This is a genomic window from Leucobacter sp. Psy1, assembly GCF_020096995.1.
Lineage (GTDB): Bacteria > Actinomycetota > Actinomycetes > Actinomycetales > Microbacteriaceae > Leucobacter.
Genome location: NZ_CP083692.1, coordinates 2,193,580 through 2,215,107, shown reverse-complemented (window position 1 = coordinate 2,215,107; position 21,528 = coordinate 2,193,580). Strand labels below are relative to the sequence as shown.

15 protein-coding genes are annotated in these 21,528 nt (G+C 69.6%); 9 read left to right on the top strand and 6 right to left on the bottom strand.

Translation table 11 applies throughout. From position 1 onward, the window contains the following. The first annotated feature begins 145 nt into the window (after positions 1-145). The 3 genes from K8P10_RS10460 to K8P10_RS10450 all read left to right on the top strand — a co-directional run bounded on the left by K8P10_RS10460 (position 146) and on the right by K8P10_RS10450 (position 6,848). Complete coding sequence (locus tag K8P10_RS10460; RefSeq protein ID WP_224778869.1) at positions 146-2,596, top strand: hypothetical protein; 2,451 nt, start codon at positions 146-148, stop codon at positions 2,594-2,596. Positions 2,597-2,733: 137 nt separating this feature from the next. Next, complete coding sequence (locus K8P10_RS10455) at positions 2,734-4,431, top strand: S1C family serine protease (RefSeq protein ID WP_224778868.1); 1,698 nt, start codon at positions 2,734-2,736, stop codon at positions 4,429-4,431. Between the two features lie 50 nt (positions 4,432-4,481). Further along, the gene (locus tag K8P10_RS10450) at positions 4,482-6,848 is read left to right on the top strand and encodes a CDP-glycerol glycerophosphotransferase family protein (RefSeq protein ID WP_224778867.1); all 2,367 of its coding nucleotides are present in this window, start codon (positions 4,482-4,484) and stop codon (positions 6,846-6,848) included. On the opposite strand, the gene K8P10_RS10445 is transcribed toward K8P10_RS10450, so the two are convergent. Continuing rightward, complete coding sequence (locus K8P10_RS10445) at positions 6,849-7,898, bottom strand: glycosyltransferase family 2 protein (RefSeq protein WP_255596699.1); 1,050 nt, start codon at positions 7,896-7,898, stop codon at positions 6,849-6,851. A 52-nt stretch (positions 7,899-7,950) separates the two neighbouring features. On the opposite strand from K8P10_RS10445, the gene K8P10_RS10440 reads away from it, so the two are divergent. The 4 genes from K8P10_RS10440 to K8P10_RS10425 are packed head-to-tail and all read left to right on the top strand — an operon-like array spanning position 7,951 to position 12,162. Next, positions 7,951-9,195, top strand: a complete 1,245-nt coding sequence (locus tag K8P10_RS10440; RefSeq protein ID WP_224778866.1) for a CDP-glycerol glycerophosphotransferase family protein — start codon at positions 7,951-7,953, stop codon at positions 9,193-9,195. A 12-nt stretch (positions 9,196-9,207) separates the two neighbouring features. After that, positions 9,208-10,323 carry an ABC transporter ATP-binding protein gene (locus K8P10_RS10435; RefSeq protein WP_370631849.1) on the top strand — a complete coding sequence of 372 codons (1,116 nt, stop codon included), beginning with the start codon at positions 9,208-9,210 and terminating at the stop codon, positions 10,321-10,323. Further along, the gene (locus K8P10_RS10430; protein ID WP_224778865.1) at positions 10,293-11,861 is read left to right on the top strand and encodes a hypothetical protein; all 1,569 of its coding nucleotides are present in this window, start codon (positions 10,293-10,295) and stop codon (positions 11,859-11,861) included. The genes K8P10_RS10435 and K8P10_RS10430 overlap by 31 nt, the downstream gene beginning before the upstream one ends. Positions 11,862-11,892: 31 nt before the next feature. Further along, positions 11,893-12,162 carry a DUF3039 domain-containing protein gene (locus tag K8P10_RS10425; RefSeq protein ID WP_224778864.1) on the top strand — a complete coding sequence of 90 codons (270 nt, stop codon included), beginning with the start codon at positions 11,893-11,895 and terminating at the stop codon, positions 12,160-12,162. Between the two features lie 10 nt (positions 12,163-12,172). Here K8P10_RS10425 and K8P10_RS10420 read toward each other — a convergent pair whose 3' ends face one another. The 4 genes from K8P10_RS10420 to K8P10_RS10405 are packed head-to-tail and all read right to left on the bottom strand — an operon-like array spanning position 12,173 to position 19,320. Beyond that, positions 12,173-13,495, bottom strand: coding sequence for a nicotinate phosphoribosyltransferase (locus tag K8P10_RS10420; RefSeq protein WP_224778863.1), 1,323 nt, complete (start codon positions 13,493-13,495; stop codon positions 12,173-12,175). 27 nt (positions 13,496-13,522) lie between these two features. After that, positions 13,523-16,930: an error-prone DNA polymerase gene (locus K8P10_RS10415; RefSeq protein WP_224778862.1), complete on the bottom strand. Its 3,408-nt coding sequence runs from the start codon at positions 16,928-16,930 to the stop codon at positions 13,523-13,525. A gap of 21 nt (positions 16,931-16,951) precedes the next feature. Continuing rightward, complete coding sequence (locus tag K8P10_RS10410; RefSeq protein WP_224778861.1) at positions 16,952-18,562, bottom strand: DNA polymerase Y family protein; 1,611 nt, start codon at positions 18,560-18,562, stop codon at positions 16,952-16,954. After that, positions 18,559-19,320 carry a hypothetical protein gene (locus tag K8P10_RS10405; protein ID WP_224778860.1) on the bottom strand — a complete coding sequence of 254 codons (762 nt, stop codon included), beginning with the start codon at positions 19,318-19,320 and terminating at the stop codon, positions 18,559-18,561. Before K8P10_RS10405 ends, K8P10_RS10410 begins: the two co-directional genes overlap by 4 nt. Before the next feature lie 76 nt (positions 19,321-19,396). On the opposite strand from K8P10_RS10405, the gene K8P10_RS10400 reads away from it, so the two are divergent. Together K8P10_RS10400 and K8P10_RS10395 are read left to right on the top strand one after the other, a co-directional pair. Next, positions 19,397-19,720, top strand: coding sequence for a DUF2469 domain-containing protein (locus K8P10_RS10400; RefSeq protein WP_224778859.1), 324 nt, complete (start codon positions 19,397-19,399; stop codon positions 19,718-19,720). Between the two features lie 133 nt (positions 19,721-19,853). Continuing rightward, entirely contained in the window at positions 19,854-20,375 is a 522-nt protein-coding gene (locus K8P10_RS10395) for a M23 family metallopeptidase (RefSeq protein ID WP_224778858.1), read from the top strand. Positions 20,376-20,597: 222 nt separating this feature from the next. Here the strand turns inward: K8P10_RS10395 and K8P10_RS10390 are convergent, their stop codons facing one another. Further along, on the bottom strand, positions 20,598-21,527 hold the full coding sequence (locus K8P10_RS10390; RefSeq protein WP_224778857.1) for a tyrosine-type recombinase/integrase: 930 nt from the start codon (positions 21,525-21,527) through the stop codon (positions 20,598-20,600). Position 21,528: the final 1 nt, after the last annotated feature.

Sequence of the window (21,528 nt, the reverse complement as noted above, 5' to 3'; positions counted from 1 at the left end):
CGGGGTCCGGGGCAATGCAAAACGGGCTCCCTCGCGCGGGGAACATCGGCGTGTTCGCCCCTGTGGAGAGCGTGCGCGCCGACCTCCGAACTCGCGAACCATGGGCACGAGCGGCGCATCCGTCGTCGCGAGAGGAGAGTGCCCAGTGAATGACAACGTGACCATCGTCACCCAGCGCCGAGCGAGGCGAGCAGTGGTGACGGGGATACTGATCGCGCTGATGTGGGCGATGCTGCCGCACGCCGACCCACCAGCCGCGGCGGCGAACCGCGGGTACATGGTCGACATCGGCGGGTGGATGGTGGGCACGTTCGTGTCGTCCACCGGTGTGCACACCTACTGCGTCGAACCCGGAACATCGGAGCCGGTCGCCGCGCAGCAGAAGCCCCGGAAGATGGGGACGCTCCCGGGGTACACCGGGTACCAGCCCGACGCCACCGGCTGGGACGCCAAGGTCACGAGCGGTCCGGCATCGGGCGAGACCGTGCGCCGCATGAACTACGTCATGTGGAAGTACGGGCGAACGACCGATGCCAACCAGGCCGCGAGCGTGCAATTCGCGATCTGGTTCCTCCGGGACGACCCCGGAGTCCGCGACTGGGTGAACCACCGAGTCAAATGGGTCCGCGATCACGGTCGCGCCGATCTCATTCAGCGCGCAGAGGACTACGCGGCGGAGGCCCGCCGGCAGGCGCGAGCACCGCAGGCTCAGAAACCCGGCACCCTCGTACTCGCGGAGCAGCAGCTCGTCACCGCTGCATCGGGGGCGGTGTCAGGCACGGGGAGCGTCGCCTTTCCCGTCGGCACGACCCAGGTGAAGATTTCTGGCGCCGCATTTGCCGGCGGCAAGACGGTGCATATGAACCCGTCGAAGCAAGCCGGACGGGTCTCCTGGAGCACCCCGTTGCACGCGAAGGGCTGGGCACGGCACCACGGCGTCTCCGTCACCGCATCCTGGGAAGCCAGATCGTCGGGATGGCCGGCCAGCGTGGTGGTGCACCCCGCATCGCAGCAGAACCAGCAGTGGCTCGGGTCGGGGATCTCTCCGATCGATGAGACGATGCGCGCAGACCTGACTCCCGTATCCACGCAGCTCGACAGCCAGTTCTCGCCCGAGCTCAGCACCGAGGTCCCCGCGAACATCATCGCCCGCGAATCAGCGGCATTTGCCGACAGCGTGACGATCACCGTCCCATCCGGCTCCGCCCCCTGGCCCGCGCGGCTCGGAAGCGGGGGAGCAGCAGCGGAATACCTCCCGGTCCAGGCCGAAGGTACGCTCTACGGCCCATTCGAGCACCCCATCCAGCAAGCGGAGACCCCGCCGGACGACGCGCCCGTCGCCGCACGTGCCACGGTCATCGCCGATCGGGGGCCCGACACGTATGACGTGCACCTCGACGAGGCACCTGCGAGCTCGGGGTACTACTCCTGGGTCTGGGAGATATCGGAACCCGGTCAGGCCGAGGAGGTCCGTACGAGCGGGCTGCTTCCCCAGAGCTTTCGCGTCGCAGACGAGTTCGGCGTCGAGAGCGAGGGTCAGATCGTGCCCACTGCGCTGCGGTGGAAGACGCAGCTGATCGAGCAGCGACTCGGACTCGATGACCTGCGAATCCGGGACCGGGTCACGCCCGAGGCGATCGACGGCCCGTGGCTGCGCGGTGCCGCGGGCGACCCGCTCGAGGCCGTTCTCACGCTCACCGCCTACCATTCGAAGACGGAACCCGAACGCGCGGAAGCACCGCCGGAGGGCGCCGTCGAGATCGGATCCACACAGGTAGTCGTCTCGGGTGATCCCGCAACCGTCGAGGCGGAGCCGATCGCCGTCCCCTTCGATATGCGGGGCTGGGTGACGGTGCAGACCTGCCTGAAGAACGAGGATCAGACCGAAGCGTCACGCGGCCTGTTCGACGAGTGGTGCGACGACTACGGCATCCCCGAGGAGACGGCCGTCATCGCCCCACCCGAGGTCGTTACCGAAGCGCAGTCGAACGCGCTCGTCGGTGACTCGATCCAGGACACCGCGATCGTTACGGGCCGTGTTCCCGAAAACGCCGAGATCGGCTTCACGTTCTACCTGGTCCCCGAGGCAGGCACGCCGAAGTACGACGAGGAGTGGCAGCCGCGCACGAACTCCCGTGGAGAACCCGAGACGTGGTCGCGCGCCGAACTGCGCGGGATGTCCGACGATGAACGGTGCCTCGCGCAGCCGGTGGGCTCCACCGCCCGCACCGCGGTCACCGAGCCGGGTCGCGTGGAGTCTCCGACGATCAGGGCGGGGAGCGCCGGTGTCGGCTACTGGGTCGAAGATCTGGATACGCAGAACCCCGATACGGGTGAGCGCGAGGAGTTGCATCGCGGAGCATGCGGCTTGGAGAACGAGCGGACGGTTGTCAGCGAGCGTCCCGGAGCGCTCGCCGTCACGGGCTCCGACTACGCGCTCATCGGCGTCGCTATCGGCGGGGCGCTCGCGGTCCTCGCCGGCCTGATGCTCTGGGCCGGGCGGCGCGCGAAGCGCGTTGGAAACGACCCCGCACAGACTGTCGGCGCAGGTTTCGAAGCCGTCGAGCCCCGCGGGGTGAGCGGTCCGCGCGACTGAGGGTGAGGCGGGCACTGCAGCACCCACTGCGGTGCCCGCCCCTCGGTGGCAATCTCGATTCCGCAGGCTCTGTGGAGATGGCACAGAAGTTATTCATAGACTTCTCCGACAGCCTGAGTGTCAGGAAGGGAACCGAGATGCATAGAACTCCTGAATCAGAACCGTCAGACCGGGACTCCGAGCGCGAGCCCGGCACCGGTTCGGAAGCGCACGCCGAGACGCGTCCGCTACCGCCGAACACCGATCGCGATGCGACTGCCGCCGAGACGCGTGCAACGTACACTCAGGGCGTCCCGTCGGCCCACGCGCCGTACGGGCAGGCGCAGTACCCGACGCAGCAGCAGCCCGAATCCGCTGAGCGCGGCCAGTACCCTCAGTATGCTCCACCGCAGTACGCACCACCGCAGCACACCTACACGGGGACCGGCGCTCAGTCGCACCCGGGAGGACACACCGCCTCTGGGGCTCCGCAGCAGCCAGCCGCGCCGCACCCCACCCACACCGCGCACGCTGCGGAACCGGCGACGGTGGCGGCCGGTGGCGGAGCTCAGCCGCCGCTCTCGGGCGAGCGGCCTCCCGCCGAGTTCGGTGAGCCGGGTTCGACAGGATCCGCGAAGAAGGGCCGGAGCGGCACCCTCCTCGCCGGCCTCGCGATCGGAGCGCTCCTCGGCGGTGTCGTCGGAGGTGGTGTGGGGGCCGTCGTCTCCGCGAACCTGTCGCAGACGTCGGTCACCGCGGGCGGAAACGGGGGCACCCTCACTCTGCAGAACACCGACACGGCGACCCAGGTCTCCGGCGTCGCTGCGGCCGCGACGCCGAGCGTCGTCACCCTGGAGGTGCAGTCGAGCAGTGCGCAGGGCTCCGGATCCGGCATCGTCTACAGCGAAGACGGATACATCCTCACCAACGCACACGTGGCCACACTCGACGGAGCAGCGATCAACGGCGCTGACATCAAGGTGAAGTTCTCCGACGGAAGGATCCTGCAGGGAGAACTCGTCGGTACGGACCCCTACGCCGACCTCGCGGTGGTGAAGGTCGATGCCGAGGGCCTCAGTGCGGCGACCTTCGCCGACTCCGATCAGATCAACGTCGGCGACCTGACCGTCGCGATCGGCGCGCCGCTCAACCTCTCCAACACCGTCACCAGCGGTGTGGTGAGCGCGCTCAACCGAGGCATCTCCGTCGGTAGCCCACTCATCCCAGACAACACCGAGCAGCCCGACCAGTCTCAGCCGGACGAAGGCAACGGCTTCCCCTGGGACTTCCGTTTCGGGACGCCGGACGAAGACGGCCAGCAGCAGCCCGAGCAGCAGCAGGCGGGTGGCAGCGTGACGCTCCCGGTCGTGCAGACCGATGCGTCGATCAACCCCGGAAACTCCGGCGGAGCGCTCCTGAACGGCGACGGCGAAGTCATCGGCGTGAACGTCGCGATCGCTTCGAACGCTGGATCCGAAGCGGCTGGCAGCGACGGTCTCGGCTTCGCGATCCCGTCGAACCTCGCGAATCGCATCGCGCAGGAGATCATCGACGGAGACCAGCCGTCCCACGGCCAGCTCGGTATCAGCGTCGCAGACTCCTCGACGGACACCGACGCCGACGCGAGCGTCGCAGGCGGTCTCGTCGCGAGCGTCGAGAAGGGCGGCCCCGCCGCCGAAGCCGGGCTCAAGGAGGGTGATGTGATCACCGCCATCGACGGAATCCCGGCCATCGACGGCACCTCCGTCTCCGCGTTGGTCCGCTACCACGAGGGCGGGAGCGACGTGAAGATCTCCTACACCCGGGACGGCAAGGCGGACGAGACGACCGCCACGCTCGGCACGCTGGAGTGGTGACCCCGCACCGCTGACAGCCGCACTCACCCGCTCCGGCTACAGTGGAGCGGGTGAGTGACGGCAACTTCCGATTCGCGCGGGGAAACCTTGAGAAGCTCCTCGCGCTCCCCAAGTACCTGATCTCGGTCATCGTCGCATGGTTCGTGCCGCGCGACGATGACCGCTGGGTGTTCGGTTCGGGCATCGGCGTCGCCGAGGGCGCGCTCGCCGTCGCGCGACAGCTCCGCGCGGAACGACCGGAGGCGGAGATCGCCTGGCTCGTCGCCGACGACCAGGAGGCGGCGCTCGCCGAAGCGGAAGGATTCGTCCCGGTCCTCCGGCGGGGCTGGGCGGGCTACTTGGCCACCCTCCGCGCCCGGTACCTCGTCGTCACGCACGGGCTCGGAGACGTCAACCGATTCGGCGTCTTCGGCGGCACCGTCGTGCAGCTGTGGCACGGCGCGCCGCTCAAGCGGCTGCACCTCGATTCGCCGGTCACGACCGCGGTGAGAGGCCCTGCGCCGGTCCGCAAGGTGCTCCGGAAGATGTACCTCTCGGGCGCCGGGCAGGTGGATCTGTTCGTAGCAGGATCACCCGTCGCCGCCGAACGATTGCGATCCGCCTTCCGCGTGGACCCGGGACGCGTGCTCGTGCTCGGCGACCCCCGCGACGATGAGCTCGCCCGCCAGGCAGCCGATCCCGCCAGGTGCCGATCGGTGCGGAGCACCGTTCGAACGATGCTCGGGCTCCCCGACGATCGGGACGCCGAGGCGCTGGTGCTCTACGCGCCGACCTGGCGCGACGGGGAGACCGATCCGGGGGTGCCGACGCCCGAGGAGATCGCCGCGCTCCACACGAGACTCGAAGCGCTCGGCGCCCGTCTGGTGCTCCGACCGCATCCGCTCGGCGCCGGGGCCTACGCGGACGCGCTCGGTCCGCGGGTGCACCTGCTCGATACGACGCAGGCGCGAGATCTCACGCCGCTCCTCGGTGCCTTCGACGCCGTGGTGACGGACTATTCATCAGCGGCGATCGATTTCTCGCTGCTCGGCCGACCGATCGTCTGGTTCGCCCCTGACCTGGATCGCTACGCGCAGTCCCGTGGTCTGTACGAGCCGCTCGAGGTCACGAGCGAGCGACGAGTCGCGTCCGACTGGGCCACGGTCGAGGAGCACCTCGCAGCAGTGCTTCCCCCTGGCCAGGCGCGCCGGGCCGCCGAAGCGCGTTCTCGCGCGCTCGCCGCCCGGTTCCACGCGTACCCCGAAGGGGGAGCAGCGACCCGGGTACTCCGTCGGATCACGGAACTCCGCCTCTCGGACGCCGAACTCGTTCCGGAGGGCGGCGTGTTCTTCGAGAGCTTCTACGGGCGCCAGGTCGGGTGCAACCCCTTGGCACTCGACCGCGAGATCGCCCGCCGCTTCCCGGAAGCCCGCCGGTACTGGAGTGTCACGAACGAGGAGCAGCGCGTGCCGGAGGGGGCTACCGCCGTGCTCGTCGGCGGGCGCGAATGGACGGCCGCCCGGAGGCGTGCACGGCTGCTCATCGTCAACGACTGGTTGCGGAAGGGCTTCTCGCCGAAGCGCCACCAGACGGTGCTCCAGACGTGGCACGGGACGATGCTCAAGCACCTCGCACTCGGGCGTCCCGGCGTCGGCCTCCGCACGCGGATCGCGATCCATCGCGAGAGCCGCAGATGGGACCTGCTGCTCTCCCAGAACCCTCACGCCACGGAGCAGTTCCGCAGCAGCTACGCCTACCGCGGTCCGATCATCGAGACGGGTTACCCGCGCGATGATGCGCTGGCGCGGGCGGTGCTCGGCCCCCACGCCTTGAATCCCGTGCCCGTGCGTGCGGCTCGGCAGGCTCTCGGGGTGAGGGACGAGCAGCGGGTGCTCGTCTACGCGCCGACGTGGCGGGACCGCGGGATCACCCTCGTCGACGGTCTCGACGTGGTCGCGCTCGCCGAAGCACTCGGGGAGGGGTGGACCGTCGTCGTGCGCGGACACACCAGGACCCACGCCTTCGGAACCTACGGTATGGGCCACCCCAGGGTCGTCGACGCCTCGCGTCATCCCGACGTGAACGACGTGATCCTCGCCGCCGACCTGCTCGTCACCGATTACTCGTCGATCATGTTCGACGCATCGATCACCCAGGTGCCGATGATCTTCTTCGTGCCAGACCTGGCTGCATACCGCGATCGCGAGCGGGGATTCACCTTCGACTTCGAGCGGACCACGCCGGGGCCGCTGCTCACGACCCGCGACGAAGTCGTCTCGCATGCCGCCGCACTTGCACAGGACGGGAGCGAGGCGGAATGGGTGCAGCGCTGCGACCCCGCCGCAGCGGCCTGGCGTGCTCGGTTCGTCCCCCACGACGACGGGCGAGCGGCCGAGCGGGTCGTGGACGAGCTCGTGGGGCGGGGCGCGATCGGCTGATCAGGCTCGGGACTTGTCCACCGTCCGGCCGCCGCCGAGCAGGATGCCGCGCAGAAAACCGGCACCCCAGCTCAGGTGCATCGTCACAAGCGCGCATCCGCTCAGCACGCGATCGGCGACGCCGCGCTGCGGGGGATCGCTGAGCCGGGTCACGGCGAACCCGACCCCCGCAGCGTAGGCGGCTGCCGCGAGGTGAGCGAGCGCCAAGGGAGATCTGCGCGGGAGCACCCCCGCGATCTGCAACGCTCCGATGCCTGCGCTCGCCGCGAGGCCGATGACGAGCGCGCCGGGAACGAAGAATCGCCACGGGTTGGCGCCGCGGTAGCGGCGCACCAGCACCGCCCGCCAGGCACCGGTCGCGAAGAACTGTCGGGCGAGGTCGCGGAAACTCCCGCGCGGCCAGTACGTGACGCCGAGTTCAGGGGCGAACCAGACGGTGCCCCCGGCTCGGCGGATGCGGAGGTTGAGCTCCCAGTCCTCACCGCGGAGGATTCCCGGATCGTACCCGCCGACCGCGTCAATCGCTTCGCGTCGGAAGATGCCGAGGTAGGCCGACTCCGCCGGACCGGGCGTGCCATCGCCGTGGTAGGCGCCGCCCCCGAGCCCGAACGGACTGTTGTAGCCGCGCGCGATGGCGCGCTGCACCGGCTTCCGGCCCGCGGCACGCATCACGCCGCCGACGTTCACCGCGTCGTGCTCGCGGAGCGCCGCGATGCCGGCACGGGTGTAATCGGGAGTGAGTTCGGAGTGCGCATCGACGCGGATCACGATCGGGTGCGAGCTCGCTCCGATCGCGAGGTTCAGGCCGATGGGGATGTGGCGCTCGGGATTGTCCACGAGACGCACCCGCGGGTCCTCTGCGGCCAGGTCGCGCGCGATCGCCGAGCTCCGGTCCTTCGACGGTCCGAGCGCGAGCACGATCTCCTTCTCGCCGGAGTAGTCCTGGGCGAGGATGGTGCGGACGGCGCGTTCGAGATACCCCTCCTCGTTGAGCACCGGCATGACATACGAGACCGCGGGGGTCTCCGGGAGCGGGGGCAGGGTTCGCACACTGCGATTGTGCCACGGCGGGGCTCGCGGAGTCCGCGGGTAAACTGTGCGCGTGCAAGCAGTCAGGATCGCCAAGCGAGTCGTGTCGATGGGGCGCCGTGCCGTGGTGCGGTGGTGCGCCAACCGGGCCGTGCAGGGGCTCCTGTCGGAGCGGGGCGCACTCGAACCCGGGCGGTTCCGGGTGGGCGTGTACTTCGCCGACAGTGACGTGAACATCTACCAGATGCGCCAGTGGTACGCGCCGCTCCGCTCGCTCGCTCGCCGATTTCCCGTGCTGGTCATCGCGCGCGACGCGTCCGGGACGCGCGCGATCGCGGAGGAGAGCGGGCTCGACGTTGTGCTGGCGCCCCAGCCGCCCGACATCGAGCGGGTGCTCGCGGAGCAGCCGCTCGAGGTGATCCTCTACGTGAATCAGAACACCCGGAACTTCCAGATGCTCAGGTACGGTCGCCGCTGGCACGTGTTCATCAATCACGGTGAGAGCGACAAGATGTACATGACCACCAATCAGCACAAGACCTACGACCGGGCTTTCGTGGCAGGTGACGCGGCGCGCGAGCGGTTGGGCCTGGCTCTCTGGGACTACGACGTAGACGAGCGGACGGTGGCGATCGGTCGGCCGCAGAACGACCACCTCGGCGGGGAAGCCCCGTACCCGGTTGATGACCGTACCGTCGTGCTCTACGCACCGACGTGGGAGGGCGATCGTCCGGCGGCGAGGTACGGCTCCGTTCGGTCGCACGGCGTCGAGCTGGTCCGTCGCCTGGTCGAGACGGGCCGGCACCGAGTCGTGTACCGGCCGCATCCGCGAACGGGTGTCGTGGATCAGGCGTTCGGTCGCGCGAGCGCTGAGATCGTCGCGATCCTCCGCGAGGCGAACCGGCACGATTCGTCAGCGCATCACGTGGTCGACGACTCGGCGCAGATCGACTGGCAGCTGCGCGACCCGGATATCGCGATCTGCGACGTCTCCGCGATGGTCTACGACCGGCTGGCGACCGGCAAGCCGCTGATGATCACGCGGCCGGTCGCTCGAGCCGCGGAAGTCGAGGACGACCGCGGGTACCTCGCCGATTGCGACTGGCTCACGGTCGACGAGGTACCGGATATCGTCGCGGCGATCGAGCGCGCCCTCCATGACGAGCACGCGCGCGATCGACTCGGGACCTGGTCGGAACACTATTTCGGTGACACCTCGCCCGGCGCGCCCACTGCGCGCTTCGAATCCGCGGTCGCAGAACTCATCGATCGCGCGGATGAGTACCGCGCGCGCACGTCGGACCCAGACAGGGTTTGATAGATTGTGGGGGTGCCGCCCGAAGACTCGCGATTGGATGCTGACCAGGTGCCGGAAGACGACGCAACGGTAGACAAGTCCGCTGCTCAGGCGACCGATCGGCAGGGTGGGTCATCCCGGGTCCGGCCGAGCCGGACAGCAGGGGCCCGATCGCGGAACGCGGCGGCGAATCCTCCAGCCGAGGCGGCCTCGGAAGCTCAGGGGGAGAGCGCTCCGGCGGCGGCGAGTCCGACCGAAGCACGCGCAGACACTCCCGCGAGGGGCGAACGGCAGGGATCCGGATCACCCGCGACCGGTCGCATTCAGGTGCCGGTGCCCTCGGTCGTCCGTGCGCGCGAGCGCGGCCGCCTGGCGGAGCACAACCCCGTCGTGCTCCGCACCGAATCGCTGACCAAGAGCTACGGTCCCGTCATCGCCGCCAATGAGGTCACGATCGACGTGCACGCCGGATCGTTCACCGGCATCGTCGGGCCGAACGGCGCGGGCAAGACGACGACGCTCTCGATGCTGAGTGGCTTGAACCGGCCCACGTCGGGGCGGGTCACGGTGCGCGACGTGGACGTCTGGGCGGACGGTTCGGCCGCAAAGCGGCTCATCGGCACCCTGCCCGATCGGCTCAGGCTCTTCGACCGGCTCACCGGTGCGCAGCTGCTGTACTACTCGGGCGTGCTCCACGGAGTGCAGGAGTCCGCGGTGGCGCAGCGCGTCGCCGAACTCGCCGAGGCGTTCAGCCTGGAATCGGCCCTCGGCCGCTTGGTGTCCGACTACTCCGCCGGCATGCAGAAGAAGATCGCGCTGGCGTGCTCCATGATCCATGCTCCCGACGTCCTGGTGCTCGACGAGCCGTTCGAAGCGATCGATCCGGTCTCGGCGTCGAACGTGACCGACATCCTCGAGAAATACGTGGCAGGCGGCGGCAGCGTCATCATGTCGAGTCACAGCCTCGACCTCATTCAGCGCGTCTGCGACCACGTCGCCGTGATCATCGATGGCAGCGTCATCGCACAGGGCACCGTCGACGCCGTGCGCGACGGCATGAGCCTCGAGGATCGCTTCAAGCACCTGACCGAGTCCAGCGAGGCGGGGAAGGGGCTCGAGTGGTTGCACGGCTCTTCAGACTCCGAGTAGCGCTGCTCGCGGCGCCGTTCCGCGAGACCTTCACGCGGTCGGTGGGCGCCGTCATCGCGTTCGCCGCCCTGTTCGCGGCGGCGATCCTCGTAGCGACGCTTCCGCCGAGGCTCTCCGCCTCGGCTGAGCAGCTCGCGACGTTCGACACCGCGGTGGGGGCGGTCATCCTGGGTGCGGTCGTCCTGGTGCCGTTCTTCGCGAATCGCGGGCACCTCGAGCCGCGGCAGTTCGCCGGCTTCCCGATGTCCTCCTCGCAGGTCGCTCTCGGTCTGCTGGGGTCGACGATCGTCTCCTGGCCGTTCCTGCTCCTGCTGAGCTGGGTGGTCGCACTCGGCGTCTCGCGCCCCGCATGGCACGCCCATCCCGTCGCGCTCTGGTTGACGCTGCTCGGCGTGCTCGTGCTCGGCGTGTGCGGTGCTCGGGTCGCTTCGGCGCTGTCCAAACTCGTGATCGGTTCGGACCGCGCGGGCGTCGTGCGCGCCATCGGCGCCGTGCTCCTCGTCGCATTCGCGCCCGTCGCAGTCTTCATCGCGGCGACCACCTTCGGCGAGTCCGATGGAGCGTTCGTGGACGTCACCTCCGCGCTTTCCTGGACGCCGTTCGGAGCCCCGTTCGCCGCGCTGTGGCAGATGGCTGCTGCTGATGACAGCGGGCTGGCCGCGCGGTTCGCCATCATGGGGGGCTTCGCCCTGCTCTGCCTGATCGTCTGGTTCCCCCTGGTGAAGGCTTCGAACGAGCGGGTCGAGCGCCCCTCTGATACGGCGGTCGCGCGTCGGGGTCTCGGGTGGTTCGAGCGGTTCCCAGCGCGGCCCGCTTCCGTGATCAGTGCGAGAACGCTCACGTACTGGGCGCGGGATCCGCGATACCGCGTCGCGCTCATCGCGATCCCCATCGCCCCCATCGTCATGCTCCTCGCGTTCTGGGTCGCCGGAGCCGGGATCACGGTGCTCGCTCTGCTGCCCCTTCCCGTCATGCTCCTGCTGCTCGGCTGGTCGCTGCACAACGACGTCGCGATGGACTCGACGGCGATCTGGAGCCACGTCGCGAGCGGGATCAAGGGTCGCGAGGATCGCGCCGGCCGCCTCGCGCCCGTGCTCGTGGTCGGGGTGCCGCTGGCCGTCATCGGGTCGAGCCTGACCGTGACGGTGCTCGGCGAGTGGCGGATCCTGCCGGCCGTCATCGGACTGAACCTCGGGGTCCTGTTCGTCGCCGCTGGTGTCGCGAGCGTGTTCTCCGTGCTCATGCCGTACCCCACGACGCGTCCGGGTGACAGCCCGTTCCTGCAGCCGCAGTGGTCGGGTTCGGGGTCGGGGCGCGCGCAGACGATGTCGATCATCGTCGCGATTCTGCTCTCGCTCCCGCCGGTCTGGTTCGCACTCCACGCCGTCTTCGACGTCGAGTTCGCCGCGAACCTGTGGGCGCTGCTGTTCGGGGTCGGCTACGGCGCGCTGGTGCTGCTCACCGGTGTGCTCATCGGCGGCGCTGTGTTCAACCGCAGCGCGCCAGAACTCATCGCGGTCACTCAGGTCTACGACTGACACCCGCGCCCGAGCGGCGTAGAATGGTCGCATGGGTATCTTCACGCGTGACCAGGGCCCCGCAGGCGGCACGGATGTGCTCGATCGCGAGCTTGAGAAGCTGCTCGAGGACGAGCAGCTGGAAGACGGCGACCACGAGCGCTTCTCGCACTACGTCCCGAAGAACAAGATCATGGAGTCCGCCATGTCCGGGAAGCCGGTGCGCGCGCTCTGCGGCAAGAAGTGGACCCCTTCGCGCGACCCGGAGAAGTTTCCGGTCTGCCCGGAGTGCAAGAAGGTCTACGAACAGATGAAGAAGTAGGCTCGCCGCCTCAGTCCTCGTACACCGTCGGTACGGCGGGGTCTCCGCGCGTGAGGCTCATCGCTACCGGCGGAAGTGCTGCGACGCTGCGCTGATGTCGCTCACGGGCCGCAGCGATGCCCTCGGGGCCCGTGTGACCCGGTTGGACTGCTCCGTCGATGACGAGCGGAACGACGACCTCCTGAGCGGACTCGCCCTGGCCGAGTCGCAGGTTGTCGGCTGCCCCCTCACGGAGGAGTATGTGCTCGCCCAGCACGGTCCCCGCGGCGGAGGTGATGCGGCGCACGCCTTTCCGGCCGCCGATCGACGCCTTCTCAGCGGAGCGCTTCGCGACGGGCACCCAGTCGCCATCGTCACCGGTGCGGGCGACGAGCTTGTAGACCATGCCCATGGTCGGGGAGCCCGAGCCCACGACCACCGATGTGCCGACTCCGAAACTGTCGACCGGGGACGCGGCGAGAGCTGCGACCGTGTGTTCGTCGAGATCGTTCGTGACGGTGATCCGCGTGTCGACGGCGCCGAGTTCGTCGAGCAGTCGACGGACCCGGCCGACGACCACGGGAAGGTCACCCGAGTCGATCCGCACCGCGCCGAGACCCGGTCCGGCGACGGCGACGGCGTTCCTCACGCCCTGCTCGATGTCGTAGGTGTCGACGAGCAGCGTGGTGCCAGGGCCCAGCGAGGCGACCTGCGCCGCGAAGGCGTCGCGTTCGCTGTCATGCAGCAGGGTGAAGCTGTGCGCCGCGGTGCCCATCGTCGGAATGCCGTAGCTACGGCCCGCCTCGAGGTTGGACGTCGCGCTGAATCCCGCGATGTACGCCGCCCGGGCCGCGGCGACGGCGCTGCGCTCCCCGGTCCGTCTCGATCCCATCTCTGCGAGAGGCTTGCCACCCGATGCGTGACTCATTCGCGAGGCAGCCGTGGCGACAGCCGAATCGGCGTTGAGGATGCTCAACGCGAGAGTTTCGAGCAGCACACCCTCGGCGAACGTCGACTCAACCGTGAGCAGTGGTGAACCGGGAAAGAACACCTCGCCCTCCGGGTACCCCCAGATGCTGCCGCTGAAAGCGAAGTCGGCGAGCCAGTCGAGGGTCTCGGGGCGCAGAAACTGCTCACCCGCGAGCCACTCCAGCTCGGCATCGGTGAAGCGGAACTGCTCGAGCGCCTCGAGCAAGCGTCCGGTCCCGGCGACGACGCCGTAGCGCCGCGCCCCCGAGAGGCGGCGGGCGAAGAGCTCGAACACGCTGCGACGATGAGCGGTGCCCGCGCTGAGGGCGGCATCGACCATCGTGAGCTCGTAGCGGTCGGTGAGGAGCGCGGTTGAGGCTGGCACCTCGCCAGCATAGCGGCGGCGCTCCGATCAGCGGAAGTCGCGCGAGGAGACGCTCGGGGGTGCCGCGAGCGGCTCGAACCCCGACGCGATCACATTCACGACGCCCTCGGCCGACCGCTCGAGCGTGCCGGTGACGATGAGGGCAGGGGCGGATCCGGCGACGAGTCGGCTGCGCTTCCACAGCTGCGGCCACGTGACGATGTTGACGGTGCCCGCTTCGTCCTCGAGCGTGATGAAGGTGATACCGCCTGCGGTGCCGGGCCGCTGCCGGTGCGTCACGAGCCCCGCTACCTCGACGAGTGCGCCGGCAGGCACGTCGTGCACCCGGTCGGAGCGCACCACGCGACGCCCATCGAGGGTCCCCCTGAGCAGCGCCACGGGGTGCGTGCCAGACACGACCCCGGTGGTCCAGAGATCGAGCGCGGTCTGCTCGGCGTCGCTGAGCACGGGGAGCAGGGGCGGTTGCACCTGCACCCCGGACCCCTCGAGGTAACGCGCCCGATTGTCCGACGCCGGAGCGGCCGCCCACATCGCCTCGCGACGCTCCAGGCCGAGCCCAGCACACGCGCCTGCGGCGCCGAGCGCTTCGATGGTGGCGCGATCCAGATCTGCGCGCCTCGCGAGGTCCGCGAGATCTCTGAACGGTGCGTCGCCTCGGGCGCGCTCGATCCGCTCGGCCGCGCCCCGTTCGATACCGCGGACCTCCTCGAGGCCGAGACGCACGGCGAATGCGCCGTCGCGGCGATGGCGTGCACTCGCGTCGGGGGATGAGGCGTCGAACGGTCCAGGAGTCGGCTGCTCAGCGCTGGCGCACGCGGGCATGCCGGTAACGCGCGAGGCCGGATCATGATCCTGGTCGTCCAACGCCTCGAGCGCTGACCCGGCCTGCGAGCGCTGCACATCGGGCGGCAGCACCTGCACCCCGTGACGCCTGGCGTCCTCCACCAGCGATCGTGAGGAATAGAAGCCCATCGGCTGTGCGCGCAGCAGTCCAGCGAGGAAGGCGGCGGGGTAGTGCAGCTTGCACCAGGAACTCGCGTAGACGAGCAGCGCAAAACTGATCGAGTGGCTCTCGGCGAACCCGAATCCCGCGAAGGCCTCGATCTGCCGGTAGAGCAGCTGTGCCTCCTCGCCGACGATGCCGTGCCGCTCCATGCCGGTGAACAGCTTGCCCTTGAGACTGTCGATCCTCTCGGTGCCCCGCTTCGACCCCATGGCCCGGCGCAGCTGATCGGCCTCCGCAGCCGTGCAGTCGCCGACCGTCATCGCCATCTGCATGAGCTGCTCCTGGAAGAGCGGAACCCCGAGCGTGCGCTCCAGCACCGGCTTCAGTGTCGGGTGCGGATACACGACCTCCTCCTCATGGGTGCGCCGCCGCAGATAGGGGTGCACGGCGCCGCCCTGCATGGGGCCCGGGCGGATCAGCGCGATCTCGATGACGAGGTCGTAGAAGGAGCGCGGCCTGAGGCGCGGCAGCGTGTTCAGCTGCGCGCGACTCTCGACCTGGAAGACCCCGATCGCATCGGCGCGGCACAGCATGTCGTACACCCCGGCCTCCTCCTTCGGAATGGTCGCGAGCGTCCAGGTCTCACCGGTCGCCCCGGCGATGAGGTCCAGCGTGCCCTGCAGCGCGTTCAGCATGCCGAGCCCGAGCAGGTCGAACTTCACGAGACGCATCGCCGCGCAGTCGTCCTTGTCCCACTGCAGCACGGTGCGGCCGTCCATGCGGGCGTGCTCGATGGGGCACACCTCGCCGATCGGTCTTCGGGTGAGCACCATGCCGCCGGAATGGATGCCCAGGTGCCTGGGGCTTTTGAGTAGCTGCGATGCGAGGTCGCGGACGGGTGCGGGGATCGGGCTGTGCGGATCATCGCCGATCGAGTTCCACCGGTCCAGGCTGCGCGTCCACGCCTTCTGCCGATCGGGTGGATAGCCGAGCGCTTTCGCAGCGTCGCGCACCGCCGCCTTCGGTCGATAGGAGATCACGTTCGCCACCTGGGCGGCACTGCGCCGCCCGTAGCGCTCGTACACGTACTGGATGATCTCCTCGCGCCTCCCGGAGTCGAAGTCCACGTCGATGTCCGGTTCTTCGTCGCGCATGCTCGACAGGAAACGCTCGAACGGCAGGTTGTAGAAGACGGAGTCCACGTCGGTGATTCTGAGGACGAAGCAGACGGCCGAGTTCGCCGCCGATCCTCTGCCCTGGCACAGGATCCCCCGGGAGCGCGCGACCATCACGAGGTCGTGCACGATGAGGAAGTAGCCGGGGAAGTCTTTCTCCGCGATCACCTGGAGCTCGCGTTCGATCCTGGCCCGGATCTCCGGATCCAGCGGATCGCCGTAGCGCTCCGCCGCCCCGCGCCACACCAGTTCGCGGAGCCAGCTCATCTGCGTGTGCCCCTCCGGAACCTCGAGCCGCGGCAGCTCGGGCGAGGCCGCGCGCAGGGGGAACGCGAGCGACTGCGCGAGCGGGACGGTACGCGCGACGGCCTCGGGATGCCTGGCGAACCGCTGCAGCATCTGAGCGCCGCTGCGCAGGCGTGCTGCGGCGTTCGCCGGCAGGTACCCGTCCATCTCGTCGAGGCTCCTCCGCGCCCGCACGGCGGCGACGGCCTCCGCCAGCGGAGCGTGCGCCGCAGTCGCGTAGTGCACCGCACCCGTCGCGACGGTCGGGAACCCCGCACGCCGCGCGACCTCCGCGAGCACGTCGCAGCGCACGTCATCCCCTGGGTGGCCGTGATCGCTGAGCTCGACGTACACGTTGTCCCGACCGAACCGATCGCCGAGGCGGGCGAGCTCGCGCGCCGCAGCGTCTGGACCGCCGAGTTCGAGCGCCTGCCGCACGGCTCCCTTTCGGCATCCGGTGAGCACCGCCCACTGGCCCTCGGCGCTCGCCGCCAGGGCATCGAGATCGTAGTGCGGGCGCCCCTTCTCGCCGCCGGCGAGCTGAGCCTCGGTGATCGCAGAGGAGAGCCGGTGGTAGCCGGCGACCCCGCGGGCGAGGACGAGGAGGTGCGTGCCGGCAGGGTCAGCGACACCGAGCTGCGGCTGCTCGAGCCCCAGCGACAGCTCGGCGCCGTATACCGTGAGCAGATCGGGGTGCTCGAGCGCGGCCTCCGCGAAACGGGCGGCACCGTAGAACCCGTCGTGATCGGTGACGGCGATGCCGTCGAGGCGCAAGCGCACGGCTTCGCCGATGAGCTCCTCCGGGGAGGACGCGCCGTCCAAGAAACTGTAGTGCGAGTGCGTGTGGAGCTCCGCGTATGGAACGGCGGGGGGCTCCGGGGCCTCTGCGGGTGGGGTCTCGGCGGGTGCGGTCTCGGCGTGTGCGGTCTGGGCGGGTGCGGCGTTCGGATGGTCGGTCTGCGGTTCGGGCCTGCCGGAGAGCGTCCGCTCGAACGCCTCCCATGAGAGCGGCGGGTTGTTCCAGTTCACGAGTCCTCCTCAGGAGCGGCATCAGTCGTAGTGGCCCTCCGCGAACCACGATCCGCGCTGGTGCAGGAGCAGCCAGGCGTCCCCGTTCCGCAGGGCCAGTTGGAGGCGGAAGCGCGGCGGAGTGCCCGCCCACCACCGTTCGTGCAGCGGCCACGGCGGGGACCATGCCTCGACGGGGTCGTCGACACCCGCTGAGGGGATGCGCAACCGCGAGGGCGGGTGGGTGAGTGCGTCGCCGTCCTCGCTCATCGCTACGGGGGTGCCGTCGGCGGTGAGGCATTCGGCAGGCACCGGCGGATCGAAGACGGAGACGGGGTGCGGGGGCGGGAGGGCTCCCGGCCACGGGTGATCGGGGGGCCGACTGCGTGTCTCAGCCCCGGGGGTGCGCGTGCCCCAGGGCACCCACCGCCGTCGGTCCCGCAGCAACCGGCCTCCCGTGAGCTGGGCGGTGACGACTCCCTCGTGGCCGACGAGGCTCTGCACGCGACTGAGCACGTGGTGCACGCGCGGGTCAGAGTCGCTGCTCCACAGTCCGGGTTCGTGGTGCGCTGCGCGGTCGGTGCGGATCGGGGTGATCCGCACGTGCGCGACGCCGGCCCCAGCGCGGTCGGCGTCGCGGGGGAGGGCTTCTGCCTGCCAGCGCACCCGGTTCAGCACGTCGGGTCCGTCGAAGTGCTTCGGGTGCGCCCAGTTCCGCTCGTGCCTCACGCCGATGTCATCGGTCAGCTCCACGCTGATCTCGGTGCAGATGAGACCCGCGCCGACGAGATCGGCGACGAAACGCTCGGCGGTCGTGCTGCAGGCGAACGCGAGGGGATCGGCGCCGTCGATCGGGGGTTCGAACGCGAGCTCGGCTGCGAAATCCTGGGGCCGCTCCCGCGGCACGATGAGCGGCCCGTCGGCGGGATCATCACCCGCCGCGAGCCTGCGGGCGATGCTGCCAGCCCGCCCGAACCGGTCTTGCACGGCCGCGGTCGGCAACGCGGCCAGAGAGCCGAGCGTATGGATGCCGAGACCGCGCAGCACATCGCCCAGTTCGGTGCCCGCGGCGCGAGCGATCGGCAACGGGCCGAGGAACGACGCGGTATCCGCAGCGGCGACGAGTCGTACGCCGGGTGCCGGCGCCTCGACGCAGGGATCATCCGCGGAGGATCGAGCGGCCTGTTCGGCGGCGAACCGCCCTTCGGCCACACCGACCCGTGCCCCGGGAAAGCCGAGTTCGACGATCGCCTCGCGGATCGCCACCGCAGCCTGCATCTCCCCGCTGTAGTAGCGAGCCGGGCCTCGCGCGCGCACCGCGCACAGTCCCGGTCTCACCGCTTCGACCTCCGGTACGAGTGCTTCGAGCGCGGCGAGGACCGGCTCGAAGCGGCGAGCATCGACCTCGGGATCGTGCGTGCGCAGCCGGAGATCGGGGCAGCGGAATCTCGCCTCGTGCTCCTTGAGTCCGACCCGCACTCCCGCGGCCCGGGCCTCGGCAGAGCATGCCGAGACCCGGCGTGCTGCCAGGAGCGCCACGGGGGCGTCAGGCTGGCCAGGCGGAGAACCCGCTTCGGGGTGCTCGGCGAGGTGAGCGTGCACCGGCCAGTCGGGAATCCAGAGCGCCATCACGCGCCGGTGCGAGGGCGTCATGCGAACTCCCAGGCTGGTTCTGCCGTCAGCTCGGAGGGACGGTCATGGTCGGCTGCCGGTGCAGCAACCGCTGCGGGGCGCGGGAACTCTCGCTCGGGCGATGCGGCACTCGTGATCCGCGGTCCGCGATCCTGAGCCTCCAACCGGCCGGTTTCCAAACGACCGGTCTCCAGGTGCACCCGGTGCACCGTGACCCCGCGCCGATCCTGCGAGCGAACCGTGAGTTCCCGGCCGCGCAGCACTCCGTGGCCCTCGCCGAGCCCCGACCAGCGGGAAGCGGTCACGCGCAATTCGCTCTCCGCGCGCGGCCAGTCGCCGAGCACGATGAGTGCGGCTCCGCTGTCGCGCAGTTTCGCCGCCAGGCGAGCGGCATCGCGGTGGGTCGGCGCGGAAATATCGTACACCAGTACGAGTGAGAGCGTCTCCGCGAGTGTGCTGGCGATGCCGAGTGCGCGGGTGCCCGGCCGTGGAACGAGCGCGCATCGGTCGAGCGCAACCCCGAGGCGTGCGGCGGCTTCGGGGTGGAGGTCGGGTGCCCCGACAATGCCGCACCACTCGCCTGCGGCCGAGGCTTCGGCGAGGAGTGCGAGCCCCAGAGTGGCGGATCCGTGCACCGCGTAGGCGGCGCCCTTGCGCAGGCCGCCGGCTGGCAGGAGTGGACGCAGTGGTCCGGCGGTCGGGAGGGTGCGCTCGGCCAGGCGGAGCGGCTGCATCGTGTCGATGCGGTGCTGCAGCGAGGTCGGAACGGGCGAGGACATGCACCCATATTCGAACATGTATTCGAGTCTGTCAATCCGGAAACGGGGTGGGCTGCCAGCGCGTAGGATGGACGTGATGAATGAAGACGATCTGGACGATTACGAACGCGATGCCGAGCTCTCGCTGTTCCGAGAGTACCGGGACGTCGTCGGTCAATTTCGCTACGTCGTGGAGACCGAGCGACGGTTCTACCTCGCGAACGAGGTCGACCTCACGCGTCAGGACGCGGGGAGCGATTTCTACTTCGAACTCGCGATGAAAGACGTGTGGGTATGGGACGTCTACCGCGCCGACCGGTTCGTGAAATCGGTACGAGTGCTCACGTTCAAGGACGTCAACGTCGAGGAGCTCTCGGCACGCGAGTTCAAGCTTCCCCAGGAGCTCGCGCTCGACGAGTGACTCGGGTGACTCGGGCTGCTCTGATGAGACCCGAGTCCGTGCACAGCTGACATTCGAGACGTTCTTCGGCGCGTCCTCCACAGGGAAGCGAAGACGCAGGCGCGTCCCTCAGCCCGCGTGACAGAGTCTGGGCATGCGACGCGAACGGTTCTCCCTCGGCGCCCGGACTCATCGAGCCTGGGCGGGGGTGCTGGCCACGGTGCTGTTGCTGTTGCTGCTGCTCCATCCGGGGGAGTCGGCAGGTGCGTCGTCGCTGATCGAGAAGTGGGAACCGCCAGCCGGGCGTCCACTGCAACTCATCCGGGGGTACGAGCCGCCACCCACTCCCTATGCGGCGGGGCACCGCGGCGTCGATCTCGCCGCGGTGAGCGGACGCGCCCTCCTTGCTCCAGCGGATGGAGTGGTGAGTTTCGCCGGTCCCGTTGCGGGGCGCGGAGTGATCTCCATCCGGGTCGACCGTCGGACCGTGCTCTCCCTCGAACCCGTCGAAACGCCGCTCGCAGAGGGCGATCTCGTGCAGCGTGGTCAGACGATCGGCACGATCCTCGACGGGCACTGCACTGCAGCCTGCGTCCACCTGGGGGTGCGGGTTGACGGCGAGTACGTGAATCCGATGCGCTATCTCAGCGGAGTCCCCGAGTTGCTGCCCTGGTGAGTCGCCTCTTGCGGTGTGCGGGTTGTGGCGCGCGGGTTGTGCTTGAGGTGTGCCGGTTGCGCGTTCCCCGTGCCGGTTTTCACGATCTCCTCGATATCGACGCTCCGCTCGATCTGCCACTGCCCTCAGATCGAGGAGAACCTCGATATTGAGCGGAACGTCGAAGCCGTGCGCGGCCAGCGGAACGTCGAAGCCGTGCGCGGCCAGCGCAGGTCATGCCCGTCATGCCCGAGGGTGTGCCTGGCGGTAACTCTCCGCGAGTCGCTCGGTCGATACGTGTGTGTACACCTGGGTGCTCGACAGGCTTGCGTGACCGAGGAGCTCCTGCACGACGCGGAGGTCGGCTCCGCCGTCGAGCAAATGCGTCGCGGCGGTGTGGCGGAACGTGTGCGGGCCGCGCGGGCCACCCCCGGGCTCCTGCGCGAGTTCACGCGCGACGAGACGGTAGACGGCCTGCGTGGTCAGGGGGAGGCCGTCGCTGCCGAGGAAGACCTCGGCAGCGACGGTCGTTCCGTCCGACTCGGCGATGATGGCGGGTCTGCCGCGCTCCAGGTAGTCGTCGATGGCGTGAGCTGCTGGGGCACCGAAGGGGACCACTCGTTCGCGGTCGCCCTTACCCCGGACGCGGACGGTGCGCTCGAGCCGGTCGAGGCCGGTCAGGCGGAGGGTGCAGAGCTCTGACACCCGGAGCGCCGTGGCGTAGAGCAGCTCGAGGATTGCGCGGTCCCTGATCTGCTGCGGCGTGCCGTGCTCGGCGCGCTGCGCCGCGCGCTCCATGATCCGGGTGATCTGCTCGTTGCCGAGCACCCGGGGGAGGGTGCGGGGAGCCTGAGGCGCGCGCAGTCGGGAGGCAGGGTTGCCAGGGACGAGTCCGCGGTGTTCGAGCCATTTGCCGAAGGACTTGGCGGTCGCGACGCGGCGCGCGATCGTCGTGGGAGCGAGGCCGCGCTGCTGCTCCGCCCAGAGCCAGTCGCGCAGCAGGTCGAGGGTGAGCGACTCAAGGGCGACGGGTGCTGAGGCGGTGGACCTGTCGCCCGCGAAGGCGTGCAGGGACTCCAGGTCTCGGGCGTAGGCACGCAGCGTGTGCTCCGAGTAGCCGTACTCGTGCCGGGTGGCGGCGAGGAACTCGTCGGTGGCGTCGTGCAGGTGCATG

What these genes read in the sequence shown, in the direction of transcription:
- K8P10_RS10400 (WP_224778859.1), top strand. Translation starts at nt 19,397, where the DNA reads ATGAATGAAGACGATCTGGACGATTACGAACGCGATGCCGAGCTCTCG.
- K8P10_RS10405 (WP_224778860.1), bottom strand. Translation starts at nt 19,320, where the DNA reads ATGTCCTCGCCCGTTCCGACCTCGCTGCAGCACCGCATCGACACGATG.
- K8P10_RS10410 (WP_224778861.1), bottom strand. Translation starts at nt 18,562, where the DNA reads ATGACGCCCTCGCACCGGCGCGTGATGGCGCTCTGGATTCCCGACTGG.
- K8P10_RS10425 (WP_224778864.1), top strand. Translation starts at nt 11,893, where the DNA reads ATGGGTATCTTCACGCGTGACCAGGGCCCCGCAGGCGGCACGGATGTG.
- K8P10_RS10390 (WP_224778857.1), bottom strand. Translation starts at nt 21,527, where the DNA reads ATGCACCTGCACGACGCCACCGACGAGTTCCTCGCCGCCACCCGGCAC.
- K8P10_RS10395 (WP_224778858.1), top strand. Translation starts at nt 19,854, where the DNA reads ATGCGACGCGAACGGTTCTCCCTCGGCGCCCGGACTCATCGAGCCTGG.
- K8P10_RS10455 (WP_224778868.1), top strand. Translation starts at nt 2,734, where the DNA reads ATGCATAGAACTCCTGAATCAGAACCGTCAGACCGGGACTCCGAGCGC.